Raw genomic sequence first — 26,822 nt, 5'->3', positions numbered from 1 at the left:
TTTAAGCCATACATGGCAAAAAAAGAAGAAACCAAACGCCAAGTGGTTGAGGGGAATAAACGCCTTTCGTGGCTGATGCTGGCAATTGGCGGCGCGTTTTGCGTGCTGGTGGGGCATAGCTTTCGCGTGCAGGCGCAGCATCATAGCGAGTTGAGCAAGTTTAGCGAAAACCGCGTGGTTCGTAGCATCAAAAGCCCTGCGCTGCGCGGCACGATTACCGACCGCAACGGCGCGATTTTAGCGGTGAGCCGTTATTTGAAAGTGGCAACGTTTAACCCCAAAGCGATTTACGCGCCCAAACGCCAAGGCGATGAGATTAACTGGAACGCCATCAGCAATGAACAGTTTGCCAAGCTGGCGGCGATTTTAAGGCTGCCTGAAAACGAAGTGCGCCGGAAATTGCAAGACCGTTCCAGCCAATATGTGCAGTTTAAAACCGAGCTTTCGCTGGAAGAAGCCGACGCGCTGAAAGCGTTGAATATTCCTTCTTTGCGCTTTGAGGAGCGCACCGAACGCGCCTATCCCACAGGCAATCTGTTTTCGCACATTGTGGGCTTTGCCAACGACAAAGGCGAAGGCTTGGAGGGCTTGGAACGCGTGGCAAATCAACGTTTGGTGGGCGAAGACGGGCGGCAAGTGGTGCTGCGCGACCGCCATGGCAATATTGTTGAGCTGATTGATTCGCCCGAAAACACGGCGGCAAAATCGGGCGAAACGCTGGTGCTGTCGGTTGACCAAGATTTGCAGCAGCTGGCGCACGATCAGCTGGCGGCAACGTTGAAAAACTTTAACGCCAAAGCAGGCGGCGCGGTGGTGTTAGACGCGCAAACGGGCGAAATTCTGGCGATGACCAGCCTGCCCGATTACGATGCCAATTATTATCAGGAATACCCCGCCACCAGCCTGCGCAACTTCGCCGTAAGCGAAACGATGGAGCCCGGTTCGGTGATGAAGCCTTTTATCATCGCCAAAGCCTTGGACGACGGCAAAATCGGGCGCAACAGCACTTTCAACACGCGCCCTTATGCGATTGGCGATAAAACCATCCGCGATACGCACGACTACCCTTCGCTCACCACGCAAGGCATTTTGCAAAAATCGTCTAACGTGGGCACCAGCCACATCGCCGCGCTGTATGACAACCAAAGTTTGTATCAGCATTTTTCCGATGTGGGCTTTGGGCGCAAAACAGGCTCGGGCGTAAGCGGCGAGCAAAACAAAGCGATTAAACCCGCCGACAAATGGAGCAAACTGGATCGCGCCGTGATGTCTTACGGCTACGCGATTACCGCGAATTTGCTGCAAATGGCGCAGGGCTACACCATTTTCACCGCAGGCGGCAAATTGATGCCCGCCACCATCTACAAGCAAACGCAAACGCCCAAAGGCACGCAAGTCATCAAACCCGAAACCGCCAAACAAATGCGCGAAATGATGGTGAGCATCACGCGCAAGGGCGGCACGGGGCAAGACGGCGCAGTGCCGGGCTATGATGTCGCCGCCAAAACAGGCACGGCGCGCAAAGCCAGCGCAGGCGGTTATGCCGATAAATACCGCGCCAGCTTCGTGGGCTTCGCGCCCGCGCAAAATCCGCGTTTGATTGTGGCGGTGAGCATCGACGAGCCGCGCGGCAAAGGCTATTACGGCGGCACGGTGGCAGGGCCTGCGTTCCGCGAGATTATGGCGGGCGGGCTGAAAAAATTAGGCGTGAAACCTACTTATGTGAACGCCGAACCCGCAGCCAACGTTGCCAAAAAACGATAGCCCCATGCAACGACCTTTGCGGCACTTTGGGTGCGGCAAAGGTTTTTTTGTTAATCGGCAGCCTGAAAACGGTTGCGCCCGCATTCAGCAGGCTTTTCAGGCTGCCTTGTGTGTCACCGCGATGAATGCGTGCATTCGCCAACGCCGTTCGCAGGCAGCCTGAAAACCCTTTTGTAAAGTTTGTAGAGATTTACCATGTTCAGCCAAAAAGCCGCTCCCGCCCAACCCGTCCTTCCCGCCTTGCAACACACCGTTTCAGGCTGCCAAACGCTGCACGCCGACAGCCGCAAAATCCAGCCCGGTGATGTCTTCATCGCCTGCCAGGGCGAATATTCCGACGGCAGAAACTACATCGCCGATGCCATCGCCCGCGGCGCAAGTTTCGTGTATTGGGACGACGATGGCGCGTTCCAATGGCAGCCCGAATGGCGCGTGCCCAACCAAGGCATCAGCGATTTGAGCCAACGCGCGGGCATGGTGGCGGCGCAAGCCTATGGCAACCTTTCGGGCAGCCTGAAAATCATCGGCGTAACAGGCACCAACGGCAAAACCTCCATCACCCAATGGCTTGCCCAAGCGATGGATAATTTGGAACAAACCCAAAGCTGCGCCATCATCGGCACGGTGGGCAACGGCTTTTTCGGCGAATTGCAAGCCACCACGCACACCACGCCCGACCCCGTTGCCGTGCAAACACTCATCCGCCAATTCAAACAACAAGGCGCGCGCAGCATCGCCATGGAAGTGTCCAGCCACGGCTTGGCGCAATACCGCGTGAACGGCGTGCCCTTTCACACCGCCGTGTTCACCAATTTAACCCGCGACCATTTGGACTACCACGGCAGCATGGCAGAATATGGCGCAACCAAAGCGCGGCTGTTCTACTGGCAAGGCTTGCAAAACGCCATCATCAACAGCGACGACGCATTTGGCGCAGCACTCGCCGCCGAGCTTAAACACAACAGAGGCAGCCTGAAAACCTACACCTACGGCTTCAACGAGCAAGCCGACATCCGCATCACCCAGTTTGCCGCCAGCACCCAAGGCATGAGCATCAGCTTGGCGACACCATGGGGCAACGGCAGCGCGCAAACCCGGCTGCTCGGGCGGTTTAACGCGCAAAACTTCGCCGCCGCGCTGGGCGCACTCTGCGCCGCGGGCTACGATTTTCAGGCTGCCTTAGCCGCGTTATCCCGCATCCGTCCCGCCACAGGGCGCATGGATTGCATTATCCAGCCCGACAAACCGCTGGTGGTGGTGGATTACGCCCACACGCCCGATGCGCTGGAAAAAGCCCTCACCACCCTGCGCGAAATCAAGCAGCCTGCAGGCAGCCTTTGGTGCGTGTTCGGCTGCGGCGGCGACCGCGACCGCGGCAAACGCCCGCTGATGGGCGCCGTCGCCAGCCAATTTGCCGACCGCGTGGTGGTAACCAGCGACAACCCGCGCACCGAGCAGCCCCAAGCCATCATTAACGATATCCTGCCCGCCGTGCCACAGCCCGCGCTGGTGGAAGCCGACCGCAAAGCCGCGATTGAACAAACCATCGCCCAAGCCAAGGCGCAAGATATTGTGCTGATTGCAGGCAAGGGGCATGAGACGTATCAGGATGTTCAAGGAGTGAAACATCATTTTTCTGATTTTGAAGTGGCGCAAGATGCCTTAGGGCAATGGTAGGCAGCCTGAAAACCCAAACCCAACCTTACTTTCAATCCCAACATGACAAAACCCGCACACAACCTCCTTCCCATCTGGTCTATCGCCCTGCCCATCGCCGCATGGCTAGTGTATTTCATCGGCATCAAAGGCAGCGTGCCGTTGCAGTTGATTGGCGGCGCGATGCTGATTGGCAGCGTGCTATCCGCCGTGCACCATGCCGAAGTGGTGGCGCACAAAGTGGGCGAACCGTTTGGCACGATTATTCTCGCGCTGGCGATTACCGTGCTGGAAGTGGGGTTGATTGTTTCCATGATGATGGGCGGGGGCAGTAACGCTGCGTAGTTGGCGCGCGATACGGTGTTTGCTGCTATCATGTTGATTTTAACGGGATTATTGGGCGTGTGCCTGCTAATTGGTGGCTTGAAACACCGCGAGCAATTTTTCAATAAAAAATCGGTGAGTACCGCGCTGGTAACGCTGATTTCCATTTTGGTGCTCACGCTGGTGCTGCCCAATTTCACCACCAGCACGCCATCGGGCAGCTACAACACGGCGCAGCTGCTGTTTATCGCCGTTGCGTCTTTTGTGCTGTATTTTTCCTTTATCCTGACCCAAACCGTGCGCCACCGCGATTATTTTTTGGCAGACGATGAAGACCCCAGCCACCATGCCGAGCCGCCGCCCACCCAAATCGCGCTGGCTAGCTTGGTGTGCTTAGTGGTGTGTTTGGGCGTGGTGATTGCGTTGGCAAAAGCCCTGTCGCCCGCCATTGAAAGCATGGTGGTGTCGTGGGGCGCGCCCAAGGCGCTGGTGGGCGTGATTATCGCCGCCGTGGTGCTGATGCCCGAAAGCCTCGCCGCGCTCACCGCCGCCCGCCGCAACCGCTTGCAAACCAGCATCAATCTGGCGTTGGGTTCTGCCCTTGCCAGCATCGGGCTCACCATTCCCGCCGTGGCGTTGGTGTGCCTGATTTATGATATTGACGTGGTGCTGGGCTTGGATGCCAAATCCATGCTGCTGCTCGGGTTGAGCACGTTTACCGTGATGCTGTCGCTGCATTATGGCAAAACCAATATGCTGTATGGCATTGTTTTGCTGGTAAATTTGGCGGCGTATGTGTTTACGGTGATTGTGCCATGAGCGATGAGGCAGCCTGAAAACCATTTTATTGAGTGAAAACCATGACCGCACTTACCCAAAACTTCGTCCGCCGTCTTTTCAGGCTGCCTGAAATCGCCACAGACAGCCCCATCAACCAAATCACCACCGACAGCCGCACCGCCCAACAGGGCGACCTATTCTTCGCCCTAGTCGGCGAAAACCACGACGCGCACGATTTTGTGCCCGACGTGTTGGCCAAAGGCGCAACCGCCGTCGTGTCGCGCGGCGACTGCGCCTCGTTTTCAGGCTGCCTTAAAGTGGACGATACCCTTGCCGCGCTGCAAACGCTCGCCGCCGCATGGCGCAAGCAGCTCAACCCGTTTGTGTACGGCATCACAGGGTCAAGCGGCAAAACCACGGTGAAAGAAATGCTGGCGACCATTTTGCGCACGGCGCACGGCGCGGATGCTGTGTTGGCGACGGCGGGCAATTTCAACAACCACATCGGCTTGCCGCTCACGCTGCTCAATTTGCGCGAGCAGCATCGCCACGCCGTGATTGAAATGGGCATGAACCACGCGGGCGAATTGGCGGTGCTCACGCGCATCGCCGCGCCCAATGTGGCGCTGGTGAACAACGCCATGCGCGCCCACATTGGCTGCGGTTTTAACGGCGTGGACGACATCGCACGCGCCAAAGCCGAGATTTACCAAGGGCTGCCTGAAAACGGCGTGGCCATCTTGCCGATTGAAGATGGCAACTTTGCCCTTTTTCAGGCTGCCGCAAGCGCATGGCAAACGCGAACCTTTGGCTTAACAACGGGTGATGTCCACGCTGAGAACATTGCGCTAGAACCTTTAAGCAGCACGTTTGATTTGGTGTGTGACGGCGCGCGCCAAGCGATTCAGTTGCCCGTGGCAGGCAGGCACAACATCAGCAACGCTTGCGCCGCTGCCGCGCTGGCGCTGGCAGGTGGCACAGGGCAGCCTGAAATCGCCCGTGGATTAGCCGCGTTCAGCAACATCAAAGGGCGGCTGCAACGCAAAAACGGCATCCGCCAAGCGCTGATTTTGGACGACACCTACAACGCCAACCCCGACAGCATGAAAGCCGCGCTGGATGTGCTCGCCAAGCTACCCGCGCCGCGCGTGTTTGTGATGGGCGACATGGGCGAACTGGGCGAGGACGAAGCGCCGAGTATGCACGAAGAAATCGGCGTTTATGCGCGCGATTTGGGCATTGAATATGCCTATTTTGTGGGCGACAACAGCGTTCAGGCTGCCGAAAAATTTGGCGGCAACGGGCTATGGTTTGCCGATAAAGACCCGCTGATTCAAGTGTTGGCGCACAATTTGCCCGAACGCGCCAGCGTGTTGGTAAAAGGTTCGCGCTTTATGCAGATGGAAGAAGTGGTGGCGGCGTTGTTGGCATAGTTTTCAGGCTGCCTATGCCGCAAGAGGCAGCCTGAAAACCAAAATGGAGCGGCGGTTCGCCGCCAAATGGCTGATTAAACAAGGCATGGGACTGGTTTGCCAAGATGTCGGCAAATCGCCAACGCTCCATCAGTTGCAGGGTTGGCAAAGGTTGCAGCCTGAAAACAGCAACAAAAATAGAATGAAAACCGCCAAGCGGATAGGGATACTCGCCGCGCTGTTGCTTGCTTTTTGGCTGGGGATGCGGGCGCAGGCGCATCGTTTCCCATTTGCGTGCTGGATGTGGAAACCTATCGGCAGCAGCACGCGGCTAAGGCAGCCTGAAACGCCGTTTAACCCAGCAAACAGCAAAGGACACGCTATGGCAAACACCCCCAACCCTACGCCCCGCACCACCAATATCCTAGCCGTGGTGAGCCTGATTTGCGGACTGCTGGGCTTGGCGGGCGGGCTGCCCTCCGCAGGCGTAATCAACATCGCCGCCATTGTGATGGGGCACATGGCGCGTAGCCAAATCCGTCAAAACCCAAACGAAGACGGCGCAGGCATCGCGTTGGCAGGCTTAATCATGGGCTACATCGGCTTGCTGGTTGTGCCGCTGATTATGCTGGCGGCGGTGGTTATCGTGATGATTTTGTATGGGATGAGTTTTGAAGCGGTGATAAATGAATTGTTTAGGTGGCTGTTGTCGCTGCTGTGAGGCAGCCTGAAAACCCGAAAACGCTAAACGAAAGGACGCATCATGTCGGATACGCCGAACCCCAATCTAAATTCCAATACGCCAAACCAAGAGACTAACCCAGAACCCAGTTCAAATTTGGAGCAAAGTTCAGAACACAATCCAAACTCAGAACAAGCGCAAAGTTCAGACGCGTCAAACCAAGAATCCACGTCCCTAAGTGCCAGTGCCCTAGCTACGCTTTGCTTAATTGGTGCGTTAATCGGTTTACTGCCTTTTATCCCATCATTTCTGAACATTGCTGCTATCGCCATGGGGCACTCAGCACGCAGCAAAATTCGCAAAAATCCTAACGAGAGTGGCGCAGGTGTCGCGTTAATAGGTTTAATCTTGGGCTATATTGGTTGGCTGACTGGACCTATTCTTCTTGCTGTTACTGTGGATGCGTTTACAGACGATTTTGCTAGAGCCATGAAGGCGTTTTTCATATCATTGTTAGTTGGTGCAAGCAATGTTATGAGCAATATGAGCAAATAGATGGCGTTCATGCAGCAAACATCATCTCTCCATCTATAAATTTTACCCCCCACCTCACGCCCATTCCCCTATAATCCGCGCGGTTTTATAAACAACAACTTAAACTCTCACAACGGCAGCCTGAAAACTGCCACCAAGCAACAAGGAAGCATCATGCTGTTATGGCTCGCTCGTTTGAGCAACTGGATTTCCGCCCTAAACGTTTTTCAATACACCACCTTTCGCGCCGTGATGGCGGCACTCACCGCCCTAGCGTTTTCGCTGCTGCTCGGACCGTGGACAATACGCAAGCTCACCGCGCTTAAAGTTGGGCAAGCCGTGCGCAGCGATGGCCCGCAAACGCATCTGGTCAAAAACGGCACGCCCACCATGGGCGGCTCGCTGATTCTCACCGCCATCACCCTGTCCACCCTGCTGTGGGCAAATCTTGCCAACCCCTATATTTGGATACTGCTGATTGTGCTGCTCGCCACAGGCGCGCTCGGCTTTTATGACGACTGGCGCAAAGTGGTTTACAAAGACCCCAACGGCGTATCCGCCCGCTTCAAAATGGTGTGGCAGTCCACCGTGGCGCTGGGCGCGGGCTTCGCGCTGTTTTACCTTGCCAAAAACAACGCCAACAACATCCTGATCGTGCCGTTTTTCAAACAAATCGCCCTGCCGCTGGGCGTGGTGGGCTTCATCATCCTGACCTATCTCACCATCGTGGGCACTTCCAACGCAGTAAACCTAACCGATGGCTTGGACGGGCTGGCCGCGTTCCCCGTGGTGCTGGTGGCGGGCGGCTTGGGCGTTTTTGCTTATGTAACAGGGCATTACAAATTTGCCGAATACTTGCAACTGCCGTTTGTGGCGGGCGCAAACGAAGTCGCCATTTTCTGCACTGCCATGTGCGGCGCGTGTTTGGGCTTTTTGTGGTTCAACGCCTACCCCGCGCAAGTGTTTATGGGCGACGTGGGCGCGTTGGCGTTGGGCGCGGCGTTGGGCACGGTGGCGGTGATTATTCGCCAAGAGTTTGTGTTGGTGATTATGGGCGGCTTGTTTGTGATGGAAGCGATTTCCGTGATGCTGCAAGTGGGTTGGTATAAAAAAACCAAAAAACGCATTTTCCTGATGGCGCCGATTCATCACCACTACGAGCAAAAGGGCTGGAAAGAAACGCAAGTGGTGGTGCGCTTTTGGATTATCACCATTGTGCTGGTATTGATTGGGTTGAGCACGTTGAAGATTAGATGATGCGAACAGGGGCAGAGAAATGGCTGCCCTTTTTTGTGCCAAAGGCAGCCTGAAAAACGTAAATGGGTTTTCAGGCTGCCTTTGGCTTATTTTTTGCCAGAGCAGGCGTTTCGCCGCCTACCACGAGCAGGGGCAAGCCCCTGCACCCCATGTGGTGCCAACCATTAGAGTAGGTCGGGTATTGATGCCCGACAAACACAAATAAACGCCAACCAACACCGCCCTATTTATCCGCATACGCCATAAATTCAAAATGTCGGGCATCAATGCTCAACCTACTTTTCAGGCTGCCTTAATCCCGCGCCATTATTCATTACGCCCAAATTTCCCTATAATTAGGCAGCCTGAAAACTCCTTCCGCGCAAACAACCATGCTTCCCGACCTTCGCCAAACCCTAAAACTCACCGACAGCACCGTGCAAAAGCTGGAAAAGCTACACATCCACAACGCATGGGATTTAGCCCTACACCTGCCGCTGCGCTATGAAGACGAAACCCGCATCACGCCGATTGCTGCCGCGCCCATTGGCGAGATGTGCCAAGTGGAAGGCGAAGTGGTGCTGCAAGAAGTCCAGTTCAAGCCGCGCAAACAGCTTATCGCCCGCATCCGAGACAGCGCAGGCGGGCTGCTCAACCTGCGCTTCATCCATTTTTACCCCAGCCAACAGCAGCAGCTTGCCAAAGGGCAGCGCGTGCGCGCGCTGGGCGAAATCAAACAGGGCTACTACGGCGCAGAGATGATACACCCCAAAATCAAATCGCCCGAAAAAAGCGAGCTCGCCCAAACGCTTACCCCCGTTTACCCCACCACCAACGGCTTAACCCAGCCCACGCTGCGCAAAGCCATCGCCGCCGCGCTGCAACAGCTAGACCTGCGCGAAATCCTGCCCGAAAGCGTGCTGCGCCAATACCAACTGCCCACGCTCGCCGACAGCCTGCGCCTGCTGCACAACCCGCCGCCCGGCATCCACCTCGCGCAAATCAGCAACGGCGCGTTGCCCGCATGGCAGCGGCTCAAATTTGACGAACTGCTGGCGCAGCAACTCTCCATGCGCCTTGCCAAGCAAAAACGCCGTTTAGGCAGCCTGAAACCGCTGATTGGCAACGGCAGCTTAACCGATGCGCTGATTGCCCAACTGCCGTTTAGCCTAACCCGCGCCCAACAGCGCGTGTTCAACGAAATCCGCGCCGATTTAGCCCAGCCGCATCCCATGCACCGCCTGCTGCAAGGCGACGTGGGCAGCGGCAAAACCATTGTTGCCGCGCTGGCGGCGTTGGTGGCATTGGAAGACGCAGGCGGTTTTCAGGCTGCCGTGATGGCGCCCACCGAAATCCTAGCCGAGCAACACTATATCAAGTTCAAACAATGGCTTGAACCGCTGGGCATCAGCGTGGCGTGGCTTTCAGGCAGCCTGAAAAAGCGCGACAAAGACCAAGCCCGCGCCGCGATTGCCGATGGGCGCATCCGCCTTGCTATTGGCACGCACGCGCTGTTTCAAGACGATGTTGTCTTTCACAATCTTGGGCTGGTGATTGTGGACGAACAGCATCGCTTTGGCGTGGCGCAACGGCTGGCGTTGAAAAACAAAGGGCAAGACGTGCACCAGCTGATGATGTCCGCCACGCCCATCCCGCGCACGCTGGCGATGTCGTTTTTTGCCGATTTGGACGTATCCACCATTGACGAGTTGCCCCCTAACCGCACGCCGATTAAAACCAAATTGGTGAACAATGTGCGCCGCGCCGAAGTGGAAGGCTTCGTGCTCAACACCTGCCAAAAAGGGCAGCAGGCGTATTGGGTGTGTCCGCTGATTGAAGAGAGCGACAGCCTGCAACTGAAAGCCGCCACCGAAACGCTCGCCGAGCTGCAAGCCGCGCTGCCGCAGCTCAAAATCGGCTTGGTGCACGGGCGCATGAAGCCCGCCGAAAAAGCCGAAATCATGGCGCAATTTGTTTCAGGCAGCCTGAACGTGCTGGTGGCAACCACCGTGATTGAAGTGGGCGTGGACGTGCCCAACGCCAGCCTGATGGTGATTGAACACGCCGAACGCATGGGGCTGGCGCAGCTGCATCAACTGCGCGGGCGCGTGGGGCGCGGCGCGGCAGCCAGCACCTGCGTGCTGCTGTTTGCTGAACCCTTGGGGCAAGTGGGCAAACAGCGGCTCAAAGTGATTTACGAAAACACCGACGGCTTTGAAATCGCGCGGCAGGATTTGGAAATCCGCGGCGCGGGCGACTTTTTGGGCGTGCGCCAAAGCGGCGCGATGATGCTGCGCTTTGCCAATTTGGAGCAGGATTTGGAACTGCTGGAACACGCGCGCCAACTCGCCCCGCTGTTGATTGAACAGCAGCCTGAAATCGTGCAGGCGCATTTGGAACGCTGGCTCGGCAGCAGGGAAGGGTTTATGGCGGCGTGATTTTCAGGCTGCCTGAGCGGCATGAAGCAGCCTGAAACCGTTGCAAAGCCTTGCAGAGCGGGCATGATTAAGTGCGAATTGGGATGGCACGGTATTCACGCGCTGCGATTTTGAAAACACATTGTTTGACCGCTGCGATTTGCGCGGCGCGAAGTTTGAAGACGGGCAGCCGGGCGCGGCGCAGTTTATGAATCACGCGGACGGCGTTGGCTCCATTGTTAAACGGATAAAGGCAGCCTGAAAATCCACTCTACCACGGAGACCCACCATGAACCCCGACACCCTCATCCCCCTAGTAGAAGCCGCCGACGCGCTGGACAGCAACAGCCGCCTGCTGCGGATGTTTGAACTGGAAACCCTTATCGCCGCCGAGCCCGACAGCCCCGAAAAACACCGCGCCCTTGCCCGCGTGTATGCCGCGCTGGGGCGTTACCAAAGCGCATTCACCCATTTTCAGGCTGCCGCTAACCGCCAAGACCCGCAAGACCGCGCCGATTTCGCCTATTTGCAAAACCTCGCCCAAAACTATGGCGACGACAAACAACGCGCCGAACGCCCGCTGCCCATCACCCCCGAGCTCAAAGCGTCCCTGCCCGCGTTCAAATACTGCCCCGACCCGCTCGCCTCGGGCATCTTCCGCACGCAGGAAAAAGCCGTCGCCTGCGACTGCTGCCACCACGACACCCACGTGTTCTACACCCACCCGTTTTACAGCTACGACGACATCAACGCCCTTTGCCCCGAGTGCATCGCCGGCGGACGCGCCGCCGAAGAGTTGGAGGGCGAATTTGTTATCCGCGACGACGTTTCGCAGGCAATCGGCAAAGCGCAGCAAGACGAACTCTGCCTGCGCACTCCGTCGTATTCCAGCTGGCAGGAAGCGCAATGGGCAGACCATTGCGGCGACTACTGCGCCTTTGTCGGCTATGCCGGCTGGGAAGATTTGGAACAACAAGGCATCGCCGAAGGCATAGAATGGCTGGGCTCCCCGCCCGAACCCGAAGAGCGCCCCCACATCCGCAGCAGCGGTTCAATAGTCGGCTGTCTGTTCCGCTGCCTGCATTGCGGGCAGCATATTTTGCACGTTGATTTGGATTGAGCCGCATTGTTTCGCTACGCAGGCTGCCTTTTGTTGACGTTACCCGAGCGTCCGAAGGCAGCCTGAAAGCGGAGTTGCCAAGCCAAAACGGCAGAGCCTGTTTTTCCCCAAACAAAAAACCCTCTTTCAGGCTGCCGCATTTAACCCCGCCCCATCTTTCGGTACAATCGCCCCCTTTACCCACCACAACAAAAGGAACACACCATGCCTTTACACCTCACCCGCCGCCGCTTTCTCAAAAGCACCGCCGCCACGGCAGGCGCGGTTGCCTTTGCCGGCCCCGTTTACCGCGCCCTCGCCGCCGAAGAAGCCGCCGCCTATTATCCGCCCGCGCTGATACGCGCCTTAATGGGCGACAACGACGGCAGCCAGGCCGCCGCCCACGGCCTTGCCCTGCGCGGACAAAGCGTAACCCTGCCCGAAAAAGCCAGCGAGCAATACGACTTAATCGTGATCGGCGCAGGATTAAGCGGTTTGACCGCCGCCTATCTCTACCAAAAATCGCGCCCCAAAGCCAAAATCCTGCTGCTGGACGCGCACCAAGATTTCGGTGGACACGCCATCCGCAACGAATTTCGCGCCAACGGCAAACTCATCTTGGGCTACGGCGGCAGCGAATCCATCGATTCCCCCAAAACAGGCTATTCGCGCCAAGCCAAGCAACTCTTGCGCGACTTAGGCATTGATTACACCAAATTCAACCGCTATTTTGACCAAGCCTTATACGAGAAAAAATGGGGCTTGAAAGAAGGCGTGTTCTTCGACGAAGCCACCTTCGGCAAAAACGCCGTAGTGGCAGGGCAGCCTGAAACCGGCAACGCCCAATCCGCCACCGTTATCGCGCAGTTCCCCCTGTCCGAAGATGCCCGCGCCGCGCTCACCGCGCTTTACACCAAACCCGCCGACTACTGGCAGGGCAAAAGCAAACGCGAGCGCACCGAGCTTGCCCACAGCACCAGCTACTACGATTTCCTGAAAAACACCGCCAAGCTGCCCGAAAGCGCCCTGAACTACCTCACCCAAATCAGCAGCGAATACTGGGGCATTTCCATCCACGCCATTTCCGTTTATTCCGCGCTGGAAGACGGTTACCCCGGCGTGCAAAACCTGAAATTGAGCCATAAAGCCCACGCCGAAGAGCCGTATATCTACCACTTCCCCGATGGCAACGCCTCTATCGCCCGCCTGTTGGTGCGCAAACTCATCCCCGGCATCGCCAAAGGCAACAGCATGGAAGACATCGTTACCGCACAGTTTGATTACGGCAAACTGGACTTGCCCGCCAACAACGTCCGCATCCGCCTCAACAGCACCGCGCTGATTGTGCAGAACACGGCAAACGGCGTGGCGGTTGCCTACAAAACCCCAAGCAGCCAAGACTTGGTGCGCGCCGATGCTGCAAAATGCATTTTCGCGGGACACAGCGCACTGGCGGCGAAAATCATGCCCGAAATGCCCGAAGCGCAAAAAACGGCGGAACTGAGCAACTCGCGCACGCCGATGGTTTATGCCAACGCGCTGGTGAAAAACGCCCGCGCCTTCAAGAAACTGGGCGTGCACCGCCTGTATTCGCCCACCGCGTTCTTCTGCGACGTGAAGCTCGACGACCCCGTGAGCATCGGCGATTACCAATTCGCCAAAACGCCTGACGAGCCGATTGTGATCCACATGGCGCACATCGCCACCGCCACCGAAGGCAAAACGCCGCAGGAAATGTATAAAAAAGGGCGCGGCAAGCTGGCAGGCATGAAGTTTGACGAAATTAAAGAAGAAATGCTCAAACAGCTTCGCGCCATCTACGCGCTGGCGGGCGAAAATCTGGACGACAACCTGCTGGACGTTTCCATCAACCGCTGGTCGCACGGATACAGCTACGAGCGGCTGGATTTGTTCAACACCGAGCGCAACGCGGCGGACACCACCGCGCAAATGCAAAAACGCTTGGGCAATATTTTGATGGCGGGCAGCGATGTGGCTTGGAAGCCGTATGTGCAAGACGCGATTGACCAAGCGTATCGCGCGGTGAAAGAAGCCTTGGCGTAACAGCATCGTCATAAATGAGGCAGCCTGAAAACGGATAATCGCGTTTTCAGGCTGCCTTCCGCCCAACCCCCTTTCAGGCTGCCCCATGCCCCGTTATCTCACCCCCGCCGAAATCGCCCTGATTCGCCCCATCTTTCGAAACGCGCTGGACTACGCCGCCATCCATATCCACGGGCGCCGCTACCTGCCGCTGCAAAATGCCTGCACCGCCATGTCGCCCAACGGACACAGCTATTACCCCCGCCCGCTATACCGCGCCGATTTTGCCCACGGCACATGGCAAGAGCGCCACCTGTTTATCCACGAATGCAGCCACATCTGGCAACACCGCCTCGGTTACCCCGTCCGCCGCTGCGGCGTTTGCCTTGCGCTGCAAGGCGGCTACATCGCCCACCGCGCCTACCGCTACCAACACCTGCTCGCCGGCCGGCACGATTTGGCGCAGTTCAACATGGAGCAGCAGGCGCAAATCATCGCCGATTTTTTCACGCAAAAGCTGCAATACCAACACGAAGATGCCGCACTCAAACGCGTGTTGCAACGCTTTTTGCGCAACCCCGCCGATGCGGGTTTGTTGCCGCGCAGGATGAGGCTGTAATTTTGCTTACCGTGTTGCCAATAAAAAAACCGAATGCTTGAACATTCGGTTTGTTTTTTCAGGCTGCCTATGCCATCCGTCAGCGGCAGCCTGAAAATTAGAACCTGTATTCACTATTTCCATGGGCAGATTTTATGACATAAAAGCGCGGATACAAGGCAAAAAGCACAGCAAGGTTGAACACCTTGCGAGCATTTTTAACGCGGTAGCCGCGTTTTTAGGGCATGAAAAATGCCTATGGAAATAGTGAATACAGGTTCTTATTTTATCAACGGAACACCATGCCGCCGTCGGTCAAAATGGTTTGCCCTGTGATGTAGTCCGAATCGGGCGACGATAGGAACGACACCAGGCAAGCCACGTCTTCGGGCTGTTGCGGGCGGCCCGCCAAAATGCCGGCGGTGAATTCCGTCCACGCTTGTTTGGGTTTATAGCCTTTGTGTTGCACGAACGCCGCGTCGATGCGCTCCCACATCGGCGTGTCGGCAACGCCGGGGCAATAGGCGTTCACGCGGATGTTGTATTGCGCCAATTCTTTGGCGGTGGAATGCGTGAACGAGCGCACGGCATGTTTGGTGGCGCAATACAGGCTGAGCATTTCGTAGGATTCGTGCCCCGCGATGCTGCACGCATTGATGATTTTGCCAATGCCGCTTTGTTTTTTCATCTGCTCGGCAGCGGCTTGCGTGCCGAAAATCACGCCTTTGATGTTTACGCCCAGCACGCGGTCAATTTCGGCTTCGTCCAGCGACAAGAATGTGCCCACCGATTCCACGCCCGCGTTGTTCACCCACACATCCAAGCGTCCGAACGCTTTAACGGCTTCTTCGGCCAGGCGGAACTGGTCGGCGCGGTTGGCAACGTTGCCTTGCACGGCGATGTTTTGCCAGCCTTTTTGGTCAAATTCAGCTTTGACTTTGGCAAGATTGTCGGCGTTGATGTCGTGCAACACCACGGCAAAACCGTCCTGCGCCAAGCGGGTGGCGATGGCTTTGCCCAAGCCTGCGGCCGAACCGGTTACGACGGCGACTTTTTTGTCAGACATGATAGACCTCTCTTTCGGCAGCCTGAAAGGGCTGCGCGGTTAGTTGAAAAAGTAAACCATTGTTTCCATTGAGTGCTTGTTGCAACTCGTTTTCAATTATAGTCTTTTGGCACAACAGCGTAAACCAAAGGCAGCCTGAAAATGGGATATTCAGGCTGCCTTTGATATGGGGCAGGGAAAGGGCGAATGCTTGGGCTGTTGGCATGGGAAATAAGGCGGGTGAACGCGTTTTCAGGCTGCCTCAACCATACGGCTAACGCCTAATCAAACCAGTTCGCCGCTTAGCGAGAAGGTTCGCGCATCGGTGATTTCAATCTCCACCATCTGATTAATCAGCGATACATCGCCGTAAAAGTTCACCACGCGGTTGTTGGCGGTGCGCGCCTGCAGTTGGTCGGGGTCTTTTTTGGAGATGCCTTCCACCAGGCAGCGTTGCACGGTGCCGAGCATGGTTTGGTTAATCCGCGCCGTTTCCGCTTCAATCACTTCGTTCAAAGCCTCCAAGCGGCGCACTTTTTCTTCATGCGGCGTGTCATCGGGCAGGTTGGCGGCGGGCGTACCAGGGCGCGGGCTGTAGATGAACACGAAGCTCAAATCAAAGGCGATGTCTTTCACCAGCTTTAAGGTTTGCTCAAACTCGCGCTCGGTCTCTCCTGGAAAGCCAACGATAAAGTCGGAGCTGAGGCACAAATCGGGGCGGATGGCGCGCAGTTTGCGGATGATGGATTTGTATTCCAGCGCGGTGTAGCCGCGTTTCATGGCACTTAACACGCGGTCGCTGCCGCTTTGAATTGGCAGGTGCAGATGGGAAACCAGCTTGGGCAGGTCGCGGTAGCATTCGATGATGGCATCGGTAAACTCGCGTGGGTGGCTGGTGGTGAAGCGCAGCCGTTCAATACCAGGGATTTCGTGCACGATGCGCAGCAGGGTGGCGAAGTCGCAGATGCCACCGTCGTCCATTTCGCCGCGATAGGCGTTGACGTTTTGCCCCAACAGGTTGATTTCTTTCACGCCTTGTTGCGCCAAGCCGGCGATTTCGGTGAGCACGTCGTTCAGCGGGCGCGAAAACTCTTCGCCGCGCGTGTAGGGCACCACGCAGAAGCTGCAATATTTGGAGCAGCCTTCCATAATGGAAATAAACGCGCTGCCGCCGTCCACGCGGGCGGGGGGCAGGTGGTCAAATTTTTCAATTTCGGGGAAGGAAATGTCTACTTGCGATAGCCCTGTGGTTTCTTTGTCCACAATCATTTTGGGCAGGCGGTGCAGGGTTTGTGGCCCGAAAACCACGTCCACATAAGGCGCGCGTTTCACAATTGCTTCGCCTTCTTGCGATGCCACGCAGCCTGCTACGCCGATGATTACGTTTGGATTTTTTTGCTTGATGGGTTTCACGCGCCCCAAGTCGGAAAAGACTTTTTCTTGCGCTTTTTCGCGCACGGAGCAGGTGTTGAATAGGATGATGTCGGCATTGTCGGGTTCGGAAACTTGTTCAATGCCGCCGTGTTCTTCGGCGAGTACGGCGAGCATTTTTTCGCTGTCGTATTCGTTCATTTGGCAGCCGAAGGTGCGGATAAAGACTTTTTTCATGGATTGAGTTCTTTCAGGTTGCCCGTAATTGCGGGGCTGATGTTAAGAAAAGATTTTCAGGCTGCTTAACGTTTTGCATAGGCAGCCTGAAAAGGGAAAGCGCGGATTATACTGATTTCTTTAAGAGAATTAAAATCATCGGCGGGGTTTATACGCTCTACGCCCAGCGCGACCATTTGCCGTGCACCCTATCGGGATGGGCTTGGCGAAATTGGATGAGCCAGTCGCCAAAGTGTTTGTTGTTGGGGCGGAAGCTGAAAATGTAGTATTTGCCGTTGGCTTGGATGTGGATGTCCCACACATAGGTGTTGTTGATTTTCAGGCTGCTTTTTTCCACGCGCGTGATGCGGGCGATGGGGTGGCTGCTGATAAGCGTGTTGCCGTTGTAGTGAAAAATCTCGTTGCTGCCGATGTAATACCGCTCGTTGCTCCACACTTTCGAGCGGCTAATGGGGCGCAAGGTTTCGCCGTTGTGCTGCACACTGGGCACGCGGCGGATTTGGCGGACGATGATGAAAAAAATCAGCCCATTGAACGCGAAAACAAAGATGCCCACGATGATGCTGACGATGGTTTCAAACATAATCACGCCTATAAATAAGAATATTTGCTATCGGGGGCGTTTTTCTTTATATTTTGCCCCGCTTGCTTTCAGGCTGCCTTAATCGCATGAGGCAGCCTGAAAACGCTATATTTTATCAACTATAGTCGTTCCACACAGCCTTAGACAAGGCGGCGAGCCGCAGATAGTACAAAGTAGTACAGCAAGGCGAGCCAACGCAGTATAAGGTTGTGTGGAACGACTATATAAACGGAAAGACCATCATGGCAGTAATCATCCACACCCCCGAAGAGATTGAAAAAATGCGCGAGCTGGGCAAGCTCGTTGCCGACGCGCTGGATTATATCGGCGATTTCGTGAAACCCGGCATCACCACCAACGAGCTGGATAAGCTGGTGTACGACTATCACGTGAACGTGCAGGGCGGCTATCCTGCGCCCTTGCATTATGGTAATCCGCCCTATCCCAAATCGTGCTGCACCTCGGTGAACCATGTGATTTGCCACGGCATCCCCGATGATAAACCGTTGAAAGAAGGCGATATTATCAACATTGATTTAACCATCAAAAAAGACGGTTTTCACGGCGACAGCAGCCGCATGTTTACCGTGGGCAAAGTGAGCCCGCAGGCGCAGCGCCTGATTGACGTTACCCACGAAAGCATGATGGCGGGCATCGCCGCCGTGAAAGCGGGCGCAACGCTGGGCGACATTGGCTACGCCTGCCAAAACGTTGCCGAAAACGCAGGCTATTCGGTGGTGCAAGAATTTTGTGGGCACGGCATCGGGCGCGATTTCCATTGCGAGCCGCAAATTTTGCACTACGGGCGCAAAGGGCAAGGCATGGTGCTCAAAGCGGGCATGATTTTCACCATCGAGCCGATGATTAACCAAGGCAAACGCCATCTGCGCATCTTGGACGACGGCTGGACGGTGGTAACCAAAGACCGCAAGCTCTCCGCGCAATGGGAACACGAAGTGCTGGTTACTGAAACGGGCTGCGAGATTTTGACTATTTCGCCGAGAACAGGGAAAGCGTAAAACTATCCATCAGAGGCAGCCTGAAAACGAGTAAAGCAAGTTTCAGGCTGCCTTAACGAAAGCCAAATATGAACATTAGCCAAGCCGCCGCCCAAACGGGCTTATCCGCCAAACAAATCCGCGATTATGAAAAACAAGGCTTGCTGCCGCCCGCGCCACGCAGCGAAGCGGGTTATCGCCGTTTTTTGCCTGTCGATTTGCAACGGCTGCGCTTTATCGCCCACGCGCGCGAAGTGGGCTTTTCGCTGGCGCAGATTAAACGCTTGCTGGCGTTGGCAGACGACCCAGAACGGCACAGCCGCGATGTCAAACAACTGACGAGCGAACACATCGCCGAGCTCAACCAAAAAATCGCCACGCTGCAAACCATGCGCGACACGCTGCAAGCATGGCACAACCAATGCGCGGGCGACGATGCTGCGGCGTGTTGTATTTTGGAAGGGATAGGCAGCCTGAAAACGGGGGAAGCGGGGTAGGGCGGTTAGGTGGATGGAGAGAAAGACGGTGAATGCCGTCTTTTTTGGTTTTCAGGCTGCCTTAATTGTTGGCAAGCGATAGAGCAGCCTGAAACCCCATCCTCCCAACAAAAAACCCTTTATGCACCAAGCACAAAGGGTTTTATCGTTGAGCAACCGCCGCTACATAAACGCGCCGATAATCTGCACCAGCAAGATTTTAAACACCGTCATCGACGGGAAAATCATCGCATAGCCCACATCGGGTTTATCGGAAGCCAGCGTTTTGCTGCTGAACGCCAAAATGGCGGGGTTGCCCGTTGCGCCCGAGATGATGCCCGCCGCCATGTCGTAAGGGATGCGGAACACATACACGGTAATCAGCAACACGCTGATAGAAAGCAGCGCAACCAGCGCCACGCCCAGCAGCAGATAAGTCATGCCGCTTTTGGCAACGGTTTCCACAAAGGTTGAACCTGATGCCATGCCCACTTGCGCCAGAAACAACGCCAAGCCAAATTCGCGGAACACGCGCGAAGCAGCAATCGGCATACTCCATGTGAACTTCCATGTGTTACGCGCTTTGCCCAGATACAACGCCACCAGCAGCAAGCCTGCCAAGCCCAGTTTCACGTTGCCCAAGCCTGGGATGGGGAAGGCAATAGAACCCACCGCCAAGCCCAACGCCACGCCCACGCCCATAGAAAGATAGTTCACTTCGCCGCCCGCTTTCACCGAGTCGCCGAAGAAGCGTTGCAATTCTTTGGTGTGCCCCACTTCGGCAAGCACGCCGATTTGGTCGCCGATTTCCATGCGCAGCGATTGGGTGAGCGGCATATCGGTGTCGCCACGGCGAATGTGCAAAATGCTGACATTGAGCGTCATCAGTTGGCGGATTTGCGGGATGGTTTTGCCCGCCAAGTTGGGGTTAGAAATAAACAGGCGTTGGTATTCTTTTTCGCCTTGCACCAAGTTGATTTTGTCGCCCACGCGCGTGCCGATGGTGGGCACGGCTTGGTCTAGCTTGGCGTTGTCCACCGCGGTAATCAACACAATATCGCCGTGTTGCAATTCACCCAAATGCCCCAAGGCAACGGCTTTGCCGCCGCGGTTGGTGGTGGTGATGCTCACGCCATCGGGCAGGGTGCTGTTTACATCCGACATGGTTTTGCCGAAGATTTCGGGGTTTTCCACGCGCACGGCGCATACGCGCAATGAGGTGCGCTCTTCCAGCGTGTATTTGGGCTTAAAGAAGCTGTTGTACAAGCCAATAATCAAAATGGGCACCGCCACGCCAAAGGGGTAGGCAACGGAATAGCCTGTGGCGGGGATTTTGTCGCCCGTTACCACCATTGCCGCTTGCAGGGCAGAGGTGCTGGTGCCTGCTCCTGCCCATGCGCCAATGGCTTCGGCAAAGTTTACGCCGGGGATAAATTTAATCGCCAGCAGCATCAAGCCCAGCGACAGCAGCACGCCGATTACCGAGGCGATGTTGGCCTTGATGCCCAGCGGGCTGGTTAGGCCTTTGAAAAATTGCGCGCCAAACGAAACGCCCACACCGTATAAAAAGAGCAGCAGGCCGAATGTGCCCACTACCCCCGGCAAGGCGGATTGCGGCGCAAGCGCGCCCATTGCCAAGCCCACGAACAACACTGCGCCTGCGCCCAGCGATAAGCCGCGCACGCTAATCATGCCCACGGCGTAGCCCAATGCAATCGTTGCAAACAATGCAAACAAGGGATTGGCGGTTAAATATTCAACAAGTGCTGTCATTTGACAGTCTCCTTCCAACAAGTAAAACAAAAGCGGTTTTCAGGCTGCCTGTCATCGCGCGGCTTGGCTTTGGCTACGGCGTTGTGCTGTATGAAAAGCGTGTTCACGCGATATTTTCAGGCTGCCCTAGGGCTGTTGATTGTCAATAGCCCCTAAACCGCCGCCTGATTGAGATACGCCGATAACGCGGCTTCGTTGAGATGCCAATGGCAAATTTCGTGTTCGCCATGCAGCAGCACGGGCACCAGCTCGTTATAGCGCGCGACTAGATTTTCGTCTTCATCCACATCCACCACGTTGAGTTCAAACCCGTATTGCTGCTGATAGGGCAGCAGGGCTTGGCGCATGTGGTGGCACAAACTGCAATATTCTCGGAAAAGAAGCGTTAAGGTCATGTTGTATGATTACTCCGAAATCAGAAGCGCGCGCATTATAACCGTTATTTTGTGTAAATAAAGTGTTGCTTTGTTTCGTTAATTTGTAAAGACTGGGGGTGGTTGTGTTGTTGGGTTACAGGATGGTGAGGCAGCCTGAAAAAGGTTGCTGTTTTGTGGTTGGTTTGGGGTGTAGTTTTAACCATGCGCTTCGTGCCAGCGGGGCACTTACTTTTCTTTGCTTCGCCAAAGAATGAGAACCTGCATTCGCTATCTGCACGGCTGCTTTTTCCTTCATTGAACACGCCTACCGCGTTGCCAAGCCAAGTTAATAGAACCACTATTAACTTGGCTTGTCGCCTTGTATTCGTATTCACTGAATACAAAATCCGCTCGCGCAGATAACGAATACAGGTTCTGGCAAAAAAAGGCGACCCCGACGTGCAGGTTCGCTGCGCGAACTTCCCTCACTGCACATCCTTTTTTCGGCGCGTGCGAACTAGCCGCGCTTCGCGCGTCGTCGAACAAGCGCACGCTTTTTCCCGAAAAAAAGATGCTGCGTTCGGCTGGACGTAGGGGAGAGAGTGGCAGTATTAAACGGTTGTGATGAGATTAGGCAGCCTGAAAGCCAATTCATCCAGCAAAAAAACCGCTTGGCTGAATACCAAACGGTTTTTCTTTTTCAGGCTGCCTTTGGGAATTGCGTTGCTGAGGCAGCCTGAAACCAGATGCGCGATGGAGCGTCGGCGGCTTGCCGACATTTTGGTAAATAAAATAGCGCAGTTGTTGTAGGTCGGGCATTTATGCCCGACAAAAACTGCCATATTTATTTCATACGCCATAACTAAAAACGTCGGGCATAAATGCCCGACCTACTTGGGTTTGCAAAGGTTTCAGATTTGTTATTGTGTTAAAGGTTTCAGGCTGCCTTTGGGCAACAAGCCGTCGCCGTTCCATTTGGGTTTAGCGTTTCAGGCTGCCTCATAATCGCGCGGCCAGTATGCGTATTGCTGGGCTTGCGCGGCGAGATAGTTTGCCAAATAGTCGTATTGCTCGCCCGCGTGGTTGATTTGGTTGAGTTGCTGGCGGACGGTTTGGCTGTTGGGGATGCGGGCGAGATACCAGCCGATGTGTTTGCGGGCGATGCGTGTGCCTGCGTTGTCGCCGTAGAAGGTGTGCATGGCTGCGAGGTGGCGCAGGATGGTGGCAGAGGCAGCCTGAAACGGCATGGGCGGGGGCAGCGTGCCGTGTTGCAGATAATGCTGGATGTCGGCAAACAGCCACGGCTGCCCTTGCGCGCCGCGCCCAATCATCACCGCGTTTGCGCCTGTTTGCGCGAGCACGGCGGCGGCTTTTTGCGGGCTGGTGATGTCGCCGTTTGCCCAGATGGGCAGGCGGCTTTGTTGTTTGACGGCGGCGATGAGTTCGTATTGCGCTTGCCCGCGATACATTTGGCTGCGGGTGCGCCCGTGGATGGCAAGGGCGGCGATGCCTGCGTCTTCGGCGATTTGGGCGATGGTGGGGATGTTTTGGTGCGCGTCGTCCCAGCCGAGCCGTGTTTTGAGGGTTACGGGCACGTTTACGGCGCGCACGACGGCGTTAAGAATTTGGGCAACGAGTTTTTCGTTTTGCAGCAAGGCGCTGCCTGCGAGCACGTTGCACACTTTTTTAACGGGGCAACCCATGTTGATGTCGATGACTTGCGCGCCGAGGGCGACGTTGTGTTGCGCGGCGGCGGCGAGTTGGGCGGGGTCGCTGCCTGCGATTTGCACGGCGATGACGCCGCTTTCGCCTGCGTGGTTTTGTCGGTGGCGGGTTTTGGCGGTGTGCTGCAAATCGGGGTTCACGGTTACCATTTCGCTGGCGGCCCATTGTGCGCCAAATTGGCGGGTGAGCTGGCGAAAGGGCAGGTCGGTGATGCCTGCCATGGGGGCAAGGGCAAGCTGGGTTTGGTGCAGGGCGGCTAGGGTCATTGGAATTGGGCGAACAGGTCTATCAGGGTTTGGCGGATGTAGTGCGCCTGCATGGCAAGGGCAAGCAGCACGCTGACGGAAAGCTGGCGGCGGCCGGGTTTGCAGTTTTCAGGCTGCCGAAATAAAACCAGATAGAGGGTGGTGAGCAGCATTAAAAAGGCGGTGAAGCTGAGCCATGCGGTGGGGTCGAGCGCGTAGATTTGGTAGAGGTCGGCGATGAAATGCGGGCTGATGCCGTAGGGGTAGATAATCCACGCGCAGCCAATCAGGATAAAAAAGGCAAGGTGCATGGCAAGGTTGGCGTGGATGAGGCTGGTGATATAGAGGCTGGGGGTGGCGCTGGGTGCCAGTTTGTTATGCTCGTGATGCCCGTTTTCAGGCTGCCTCGGGTGGCGGTAGGCAAGGCTGCCGATGAGGATGTAGGCTTGGGCGATGTAGAGATGGGCGGCGATGCTGTATGGCTGCACAAAGGGCAGGGCAGGGCGCGAAAGGTCGTGCAAAAAATACCATTGCACGGCGATAAACAGCGCGGTGCTGAGGGCGAGCCATGCAAACTGGCGGTGGCGCAGGGTTTGGAACACGAATAGGGCGACAAATAGGCTGGCGGTAAGGAGGTTGATTTGGGACATGGCGGGTGGGTATGGAGTGGGTTGGGTGAGGCTGCCTGAAAAAAGGGGTAAGCGGCTTGGAGGGGGAAATGGGGATGAATGGGTTTTCAGGCTGCATTACTAATGGTTGCGATATGGGCGGGCTTATCTGCCGCACCCAGCAGAGGCAGCCTGAAAACTACTGCGACCGTGCTGCGCCGGCGGGTGCGGATGCGGCGGGCGGTTGGGCGGCGGATTGTTGCCGCTTGGCGGCGCGTTCCGCTTTTTTCTTGGCAGCGGCGGCTTGCATTTTGGCTTGCTGCTCTTCGCTGGGCAGGCTGAAATACACGCCCGCAATCACCACCGCCATTGCTGTGCTGTAAAACCAAACTTTGTTTACGTTTATCATGGGGGAACTCTGTGGAATGGGCAGCCTGAAAGAGGGTTTCAGGCTGCATTGAGGATTAAGCGCAATGGGCGTTGCGCCTGCCGTGTGGTTAAATGCTTTTCAGGCTGCTTTTTTGCATTCTTTATTTTTTTGCCAGCGCAGGTGTTTCGCCGCCTACCACGAGCAGGGGCAAGCCCCTGCACCCCGATCAGTATCAACCATTGGCAGCAGCATCAAGGCAGCCTGAAATCTAAAATGGTGTGGCAACGGTTTATCACTCATGGGCGCATCGCCGCTGTGCGGTTGGGCTGTTTTTTCAGGCTGCCTCTGGCACACTTACGCCAATTCCCCATCAAACACCAACACCGCCGCGCCCGTCATCATCGCGTTTTCGCCTTCTTGCCATTGGACAAACAAATCGCCGCCGCGCAACGACACCTGCACCGTTTCGCCCGCCGCCAGCCAGCCTTGCCGCATCCCCGCCACCACCGCCGCGCACGCGCCTGTGCCGCAAGCCAGCGTTTCGCCCACGCCGCGTTCAAACACGCGCAGCGCGATGTGCGTGGGGTCAAGCACCTGCATAAAGCCCACGTTCACGCGCTCGGGGAACTGCGGATGCTGCTGCAACGCCGCGCCGATTTCGGCAACGGGCGCGGTTTTCGTGTCGTCCACGCGCAGCACGGCGTGCGGGTTGCCCATGCTCACCAGGCTGGCGGCAACGGCGGGTTGGTCGCCGCGCCACACAATTTGATGCGTGAGCGCGCCTGCCGTTTCCGAGCCATCAGCAGGTAGCCTGAAAGGGATGTCATCGGGCAATACGCGCGGCGCGCCCATGTCCACCGTTACCAAGCCATTGGGCTGGATTTGCGGCTTGATGATGCCCGCCGCCGTTTCCACCGCGATGTGCGTTTTATCGGTTAAACCCTTGTCGTACACAAATTTGGCAAAGCAGCGCGCGCCGTTGCCGCATTGTTGCACCTCGCCGCCATCGGCGTTGAAAATACGATAGCGAAAATCGGCAGCGGGCGTTTGGGCGCGTTCCACCAGCAGCAGTTGGTCAAAGCCGATGCCGAAATGGCGGTTTGCCCACTGCGCGATGCGCGCGGGGTTGGGCGCGAACGTTTGGTTGATGCCGTCAATCACCATAAAATCGTTGCCCAAGCCGTGCATTTTGCTGAATTTAAGCGACATGATGTTTCCTTGTAAGGCAGCCTGAAAAAGGCGAGATTGTAGCGTAAATTGAAGCCTAGGGTTACCGCCGCGCCCGCGCTTTTCCATTTTCAGGCTGCCTTTGCCCCCTTATCTCGCGCTATAATCGCGCCTTATTTTCATCCTAACCCCACCCCGCCATGACCATCACCAGCACCACCATAATCACCCCGCAAATCATCCAGTTCCCCCATCCCATCACCCTACAAAACGGCAGCACACTCCCCAGCTACCAGCTCATCATAGAAACCTACGGCGAACTCAACGAGAGCAAAAGCAACGCCGTGCTCATTTGCCATGCGCTATCGGGCAACCACCACGCCGCAGGGCGACACCACACCAACGACAAATACGCAGGCTGGTGGGACAACATGATAGGCGCAGGCAAACCGATAGACACCAACAAATTCTTTGTGATTGCGCTCAACAACCTAGGCGGCTGCGCAGGCAGCACAGGCGCAACCAGCATCAACCCCGCCACAGGCGAGCCATACGGCGCAGATTTCCCGCTGGTAACCGTGCGCGATTGGGTGAACACCCAAGCCCAGCTTGCCGACCACTTTGGCATAGAACAATGGGCAGCCGTAGTCGGCGGCAGCTTGGGCGGCATGCAAGCCCTGCAATGGACAATAGACTACCCCAGCCGCGTGCGCCACGCCCTAGTGATTGCGTCCGCGCCCAAACTCTCCACCCAAAACATCGCCTTTAATGACGTTGCCCGCCAAGCCATCATCACCGACCCCGATTTCCACGGTGGCAACTACGCCCAACACCACACCAAGCCCCGCCGTGGGCTGCGCACCGCCCGCATGATGGGGCACATCACCTATCTCGCCGAACACGGGCTGGGCAACAAATTCGGGCGACAACTGCGCAACGAACACTATAACTACAACTACGACATAGATTTTGAAGTAGAAAGCTACCTGCGTCACCAAGGCGACAAATTCGCCGAAACCTTTGATGCCAACACCTATCTGCTGATGACCAAAGCCCTAGACTATTTTGACCCCGCCGCCGAATACAACAACCTGCAAGCCGCGCTGCAACACACCCAAGCGCACTACTTTATCGCCAGTTTCAGCACCGATTGGCGGTTTTCCCCTGAGCGTTCGCGCGAGCTGGTGCGCGCCCTGATTGCCGCGCGCAAAAACGTGCAATATGTGGAAGTGCCCAGCCAACACGGACACGATGCCTTCCTGCTCGACGACCCGCAATACCACAACGCCGTGCGCGCCTATATGAACAACATCAGCGTCTAAA

The 26,822-nt window shown here is 56.3% G+C and carries 27 protein-coding genes and 1 pseudogene; 17 read left to right on the top strand and 11 right to left on the bottom strand.

Translation table 11 applies throughout. The features are described from left to right. Positions 1 to 12 precede the first annotated feature (12 nt). From JDW22_RS09915 to JDW22_RS09855, 14 genes and pseudogenes are all read left to right on the top strand, one after another. The gene (locus JDW22_RS09915; RefSeq protein ID WP_235965465.1) at positions 13 to 1,764 is read left to right on the top strand and encodes a peptidoglycan D,D-transpeptidase FtsI family protein; all 1,752 of its coding nucleotides are present in this window, start codon (positions 13 to 15) and stop codon (positions 1,762 to 1,764) included. Positions 1,765 to 1,768: 4 nt separating this feature from the next. Then, a complete protein-coding gene (locus tag JDW22_RS09910; RefSeq protein ID WP_200522922.1) occupies positions 1,769 to 1,927 on the top strand; it encodes a hypothetical protein in 159 nt (52 codons plus the stop codon). A gap of 32 nt (positions 1,928 to 1,959) precedes the next feature. Further along, complete coding sequence (locus JDW22_RS09905) at positions 1,960 to 3,441, top strand: UDP-N-acetylmuramoyl-L-alanyl-D-glutamate--2,6-diaminopimelate ligase (RefSeq protein ID WP_200522921.1); 1,482 nt, start codon at positions 1,960 to 1,962, stop codon at positions 3,439 to 3,441. A 42-nt stretch (positions 3,442 to 3,483) separates the two neighbouring features. Further along, positions 3,484 to 3,765 (top strand): hypothetical protein, encoded by a 282-nt coding sequence (locus JDW22_RS13715; RefSeq protein WP_235965456.1) that lies wholly within the window; start codon positions 3,484 to 3,486, stop codon positions 3,763 to 3,765. Between the two features lie 30 nt (positions 3,766 to 3,795). After that, positions 3,796 to 4,563 (top strand): calcium:proton antiporter, encoded by a 768-nt coding sequence (locus JDW22_RS09900; protein WP_235965444.1) that lies wholly within the window; start codon positions 3,796 to 3,798, stop codon positions 4,561 to 4,563. 41 nt (positions 4,564 to 4,604) lie between these two features. Beyond that, positions 4,605 to 5,957, top strand: coding sequence for a UDP-N-acetylmuramoyl-tripeptide--D-alanyl-D-alanine ligase (locus JDW22_RS09895; RefSeq protein ID WP_200522920.1), 1,353 nt, complete (start codon positions 4,605 to 4,607; stop codon positions 5,955 to 5,957). Between the two features lie 43 nt (positions 5,958 to 6,000). Next, positions 6,001 to 6,657: a DUF4190 domain-containing protein gene (locus JDW22_RS13710; RefSeq protein ID WP_235965416.1), complete on the top strand. Its 657-nt coding sequence runs from the start codon at positions 6,001 to 6,003 to the stop codon at positions 6,655 to 6,657. 42 nt (positions 6,658 to 6,699) lie between these two features. Then, positions 6,700 to 7,173, top strand: a complete 474-nt coding sequence (locus JDW22_RS09885) for a DUF4190 domain-containing protein (protein WP_200522919.1) — start codon at positions 6,700 to 6,702, stop codon at positions 7,171 to 7,173. A gap of 153 nt (positions 7,174 to 7,326) precedes the next feature. After that, a complete protein-coding gene (gene mraY / locus JDW22_RS09880) occupies positions 7,327 to 8,409 on the top strand; it encodes a phospho-N-acetylmuramoyl-pentapeptide-transferase (RefSeq protein ID WP_200522918.1) in 1,083 nt (360 codons plus the stop codon). 371 nt (positions 8,410 to 8,780) lie between these two features. Beyond that, positions 8,781 to 10,826, top strand: coding sequence for an ATP-dependent DNA helicase RecG (gene recG / locus JDW22_RS09875; protein WP_200522917.1), 2,046 nt, complete (start codon positions 8,781 to 8,783; stop codon positions 10,824 to 10,826). Between the two features lie 85 nt (positions 10,827 to 10,911). Beyond that, positions 10,912 to 11,067: pseudogene (locus JDW22_RS14175) on the top strand (pentapeptide repeat-containing protein); the annotation flags it as partial. Between the two features lie 27 nt (positions 11,068 to 11,094). Further along, the gene (locus JDW22_RS09865) at positions 11,095 to 11,925 is read left to right on the top strand and encodes a CbrC family protein (RefSeq protein WP_200522916.1); all 831 of its coding nucleotides are present in this window, start codon (positions 11,095 to 11,097) and stop codon (positions 11,923 to 11,925) included. A 204-nt stretch (positions 11,926 to 12,129) separates the two neighbouring features. Beyond that, positions 12,130 to 13,968 (top strand): NAD(P)-binding protein, encoded by a 1,839-nt coding sequence (locus JDW22_RS09860; protein ID WP_200522915.1) that lies wholly within the window; start codon positions 12,130 to 12,132, stop codon positions 13,966 to 13,968. Positions 13,969 to 14,053: 85 nt separating this feature from the next. Then, on the top strand, positions 14,054 to 14,566 hold the full coding sequence (locus tag JDW22_RS09855; RefSeq protein WP_200522914.1) for a type IV secretion protein Rhs: 513 nt from the start codon (positions 14,054 to 14,056) through the stop codon (positions 14,564 to 14,566). 268 nt (positions 14,567 to 14,834) lie between these two features. Here the strand turns inward: JDW22_RS09855 and JDW22_RS09850 are convergent, their stop codons facing one another. The 4 genes from JDW22_RS09850 to JDW22_RS09835 all read right to left on the bottom strand — a co-directional run bounded on the left by JDW22_RS09850 (position 14,835) and on the right by JDW22_RS09835 (position 17,781). After that, positions 14,835 to 15,611: an acetoin reductase gene (locus JDW22_RS09850; RefSeq protein WP_200522913.1), complete on the bottom strand. Its 777-nt coding sequence runs from the start codon at positions 15,609 to 15,611 to the stop codon at positions 14,835 to 14,837. Continuing rightward, positions 15,604 to 15,816 carry a hypothetical protein gene (locus tag JDW22_RS09845; RefSeq protein ID WP_200522912.1) on the bottom strand — a complete coding sequence of 71 codons (213 nt, stop codon included), beginning with the start codon at positions 15,814 to 15,816 and terminating at the stop codon, positions 15,604 to 15,606. Before JDW22_RS09845 ends, JDW22_RS09850 begins: the two co-directional genes overlap by 8 nt. 59 nt (positions 15,817 to 15,875) lie before the next feature. Continuing rightward, positions 15,876 to 17,198 (bottom strand): tRNA (N6-isopentenyl adenosine(37)-C2)-methylthiotransferase MiaB, encoded by a 1,323-nt coding sequence (miaB, locus tag JDW22_RS09840; RefSeq protein ID WP_200522911.1) that lies wholly within the window; start codon positions 17,196 to 17,198, stop codon positions 15,876 to 15,878. A 157-nt stretch (positions 17,199 to 17,355) separates the two neighbouring features. Beyond that, positions 17,356 to 17,781 carry a hypothetical protein gene (locus JDW22_RS09835; protein WP_200522910.1) on the bottom strand — a complete coding sequence of 142 codons (426 nt, stop codon included), beginning with the start codon at positions 17,779 to 17,781 and terminating at the stop codon, positions 17,356 to 17,358. A gap of 242 nt (positions 17,782 to 18,023) precedes the next feature. Between JDW22_RS09835 and map the strand changes: the two genes are divergently transcribed. Then, positions 18,024 to 18,800 carry a type I methionyl aminopeptidase gene (gene map, locus JDW22_RS09830; RefSeq protein WP_207748832.1) on the top strand — a complete coding sequence of 259 codons (777 nt, stop codon included), beginning with the start codon at positions 18,024 to 18,026 and terminating at the stop codon, positions 18,798 to 18,800. 68 nt (positions 18,801 to 18,868) lie between these two features. Beyond that, positions 18,869 to 19,276 (top strand): Cu(I)-responsive transcriptional regulator, encoded by a 408-nt coding sequence (gene cueR, locus JDW22_RS09825; RefSeq protein ID WP_003797240.1) that lies wholly within the window; start codon positions 18,869 to 18,871, stop codon positions 19,274 to 19,276. Between the two features lie 162 nt (positions 19,277 to 19,438). Here cueR and JDW22_RS09820 read toward each other — a convergent pair whose 3' ends face one another. The 7 genes from JDW22_RS09820 to dapF form a co-directional block, all read right to left on the bottom strand. Continuing rightward, positions 19,439 to 21,028 carry an aspartate:alanine exchanger family transporter gene (locus JDW22_RS09820; protein ID WP_003797238.1) on the bottom strand — a complete coding sequence of 530 codons (1,590 nt, stop codon included), beginning with the start codon at positions 21,026 to 21,028 and terminating at the stop codon, positions 19,439 to 19,441. A gap of 152 nt (positions 21,029 to 21,180) precedes the next feature. Next, entirely contained in the window at positions 21,181 to 21,423 is a 243-nt protein-coding gene (locus tag JDW22_RS09815; RefSeq protein ID WP_200522909.1) for a glutaredoxin family protein, read from the bottom strand. A 572-nt stretch (positions 21,424 to 21,995) separates the two neighbouring features. Next, the gene (locus JDW22_RS09810; protein ID WP_200522908.1) at positions 21,996 to 22,226 is read right to left on the bottom strand and encodes a hypothetical protein; all 231 of its coding nucleotides are present in this window, start codon (positions 22,224 to 22,226) and stop codon (positions 21,996 to 21,998) included. A 147-nt stretch (positions 22,227 to 22,373) separates the two neighbouring features. Next, a complete protein-coding gene (dusB, locus tag JDW22_RS09805; RefSeq protein ID WP_200522907.1) occupies positions 22,374 to 23,375 on the bottom strand; it encodes a tRNA dihydrouridine synthase DusB in 1,002 nt (333 codons plus the stop codon). Then, entirely contained in the window at positions 23,372 to 24,004 is a 633-nt protein-coding gene (locus tag JDW22_RS09800; RefSeq protein ID WP_200522906.1) for a hypothetical protein, read from the bottom strand. The genes dusB and JDW22_RS09800 overlap by 4 nt, the downstream gene beginning before the upstream one ends. A 157-nt stretch (positions 24,005 to 24,161) precedes the next feature. Next, positions 24,162 to 24,371 carry an MFS transporter gene (locus JDW22_RS09795; RefSeq protein WP_200522905.1) on the bottom strand — a complete coding sequence of 70 codons (210 nt, stop codon included), beginning with the start codon at positions 24,369 to 24,371 and terminating at the stop codon, positions 24,162 to 24,164. 315 nt (positions 24,372 to 24,686) lie between these two features. Then, positions 24,687 to 25,544 carry a diaminopimelate epimerase gene (dapF, locus tag JDW22_RS09790; protein WP_200523036.1) on the bottom strand — a complete coding sequence of 286 codons (858 nt, stop codon included), beginning with the start codon at positions 25,542 to 25,544 and terminating at the stop codon, positions 24,687 to 24,689. 155 nt (positions 25,545 to 25,699) lie between these two features. Here dapF and metX point away from each other — a divergent pair, with 155 nt between their 5' ends. Further along, the gene (gene metX, locus JDW22_RS09785) at positions 25,700 to 26,821 is read left to right on the top strand and encodes a homoserine O-succinyltransferase MetX (protein WP_200522904.1); all 1,122 of its coding nucleotides are present in this window, start codon (positions 25,700 to 25,702) and stop codon (positions 26,819 to 26,821) included. Position 26,822: the final 1 nt, after the last annotated feature.

The organism is Kingella bonacorsii, from assembly GCF_016623605.1.
Taxonomy (GTDB): Bacteria; Pseudomonadota; Gammaproteobacteria; order Burkholderiales; family Neisseriaceae; genus Kingella_B; species Kingella_B oralis.
The sequence above is the reverse complement of the archived record's forward strand: the minus strand, read 5'-3'. Positions and strand labels throughout refer to the sequence as shown.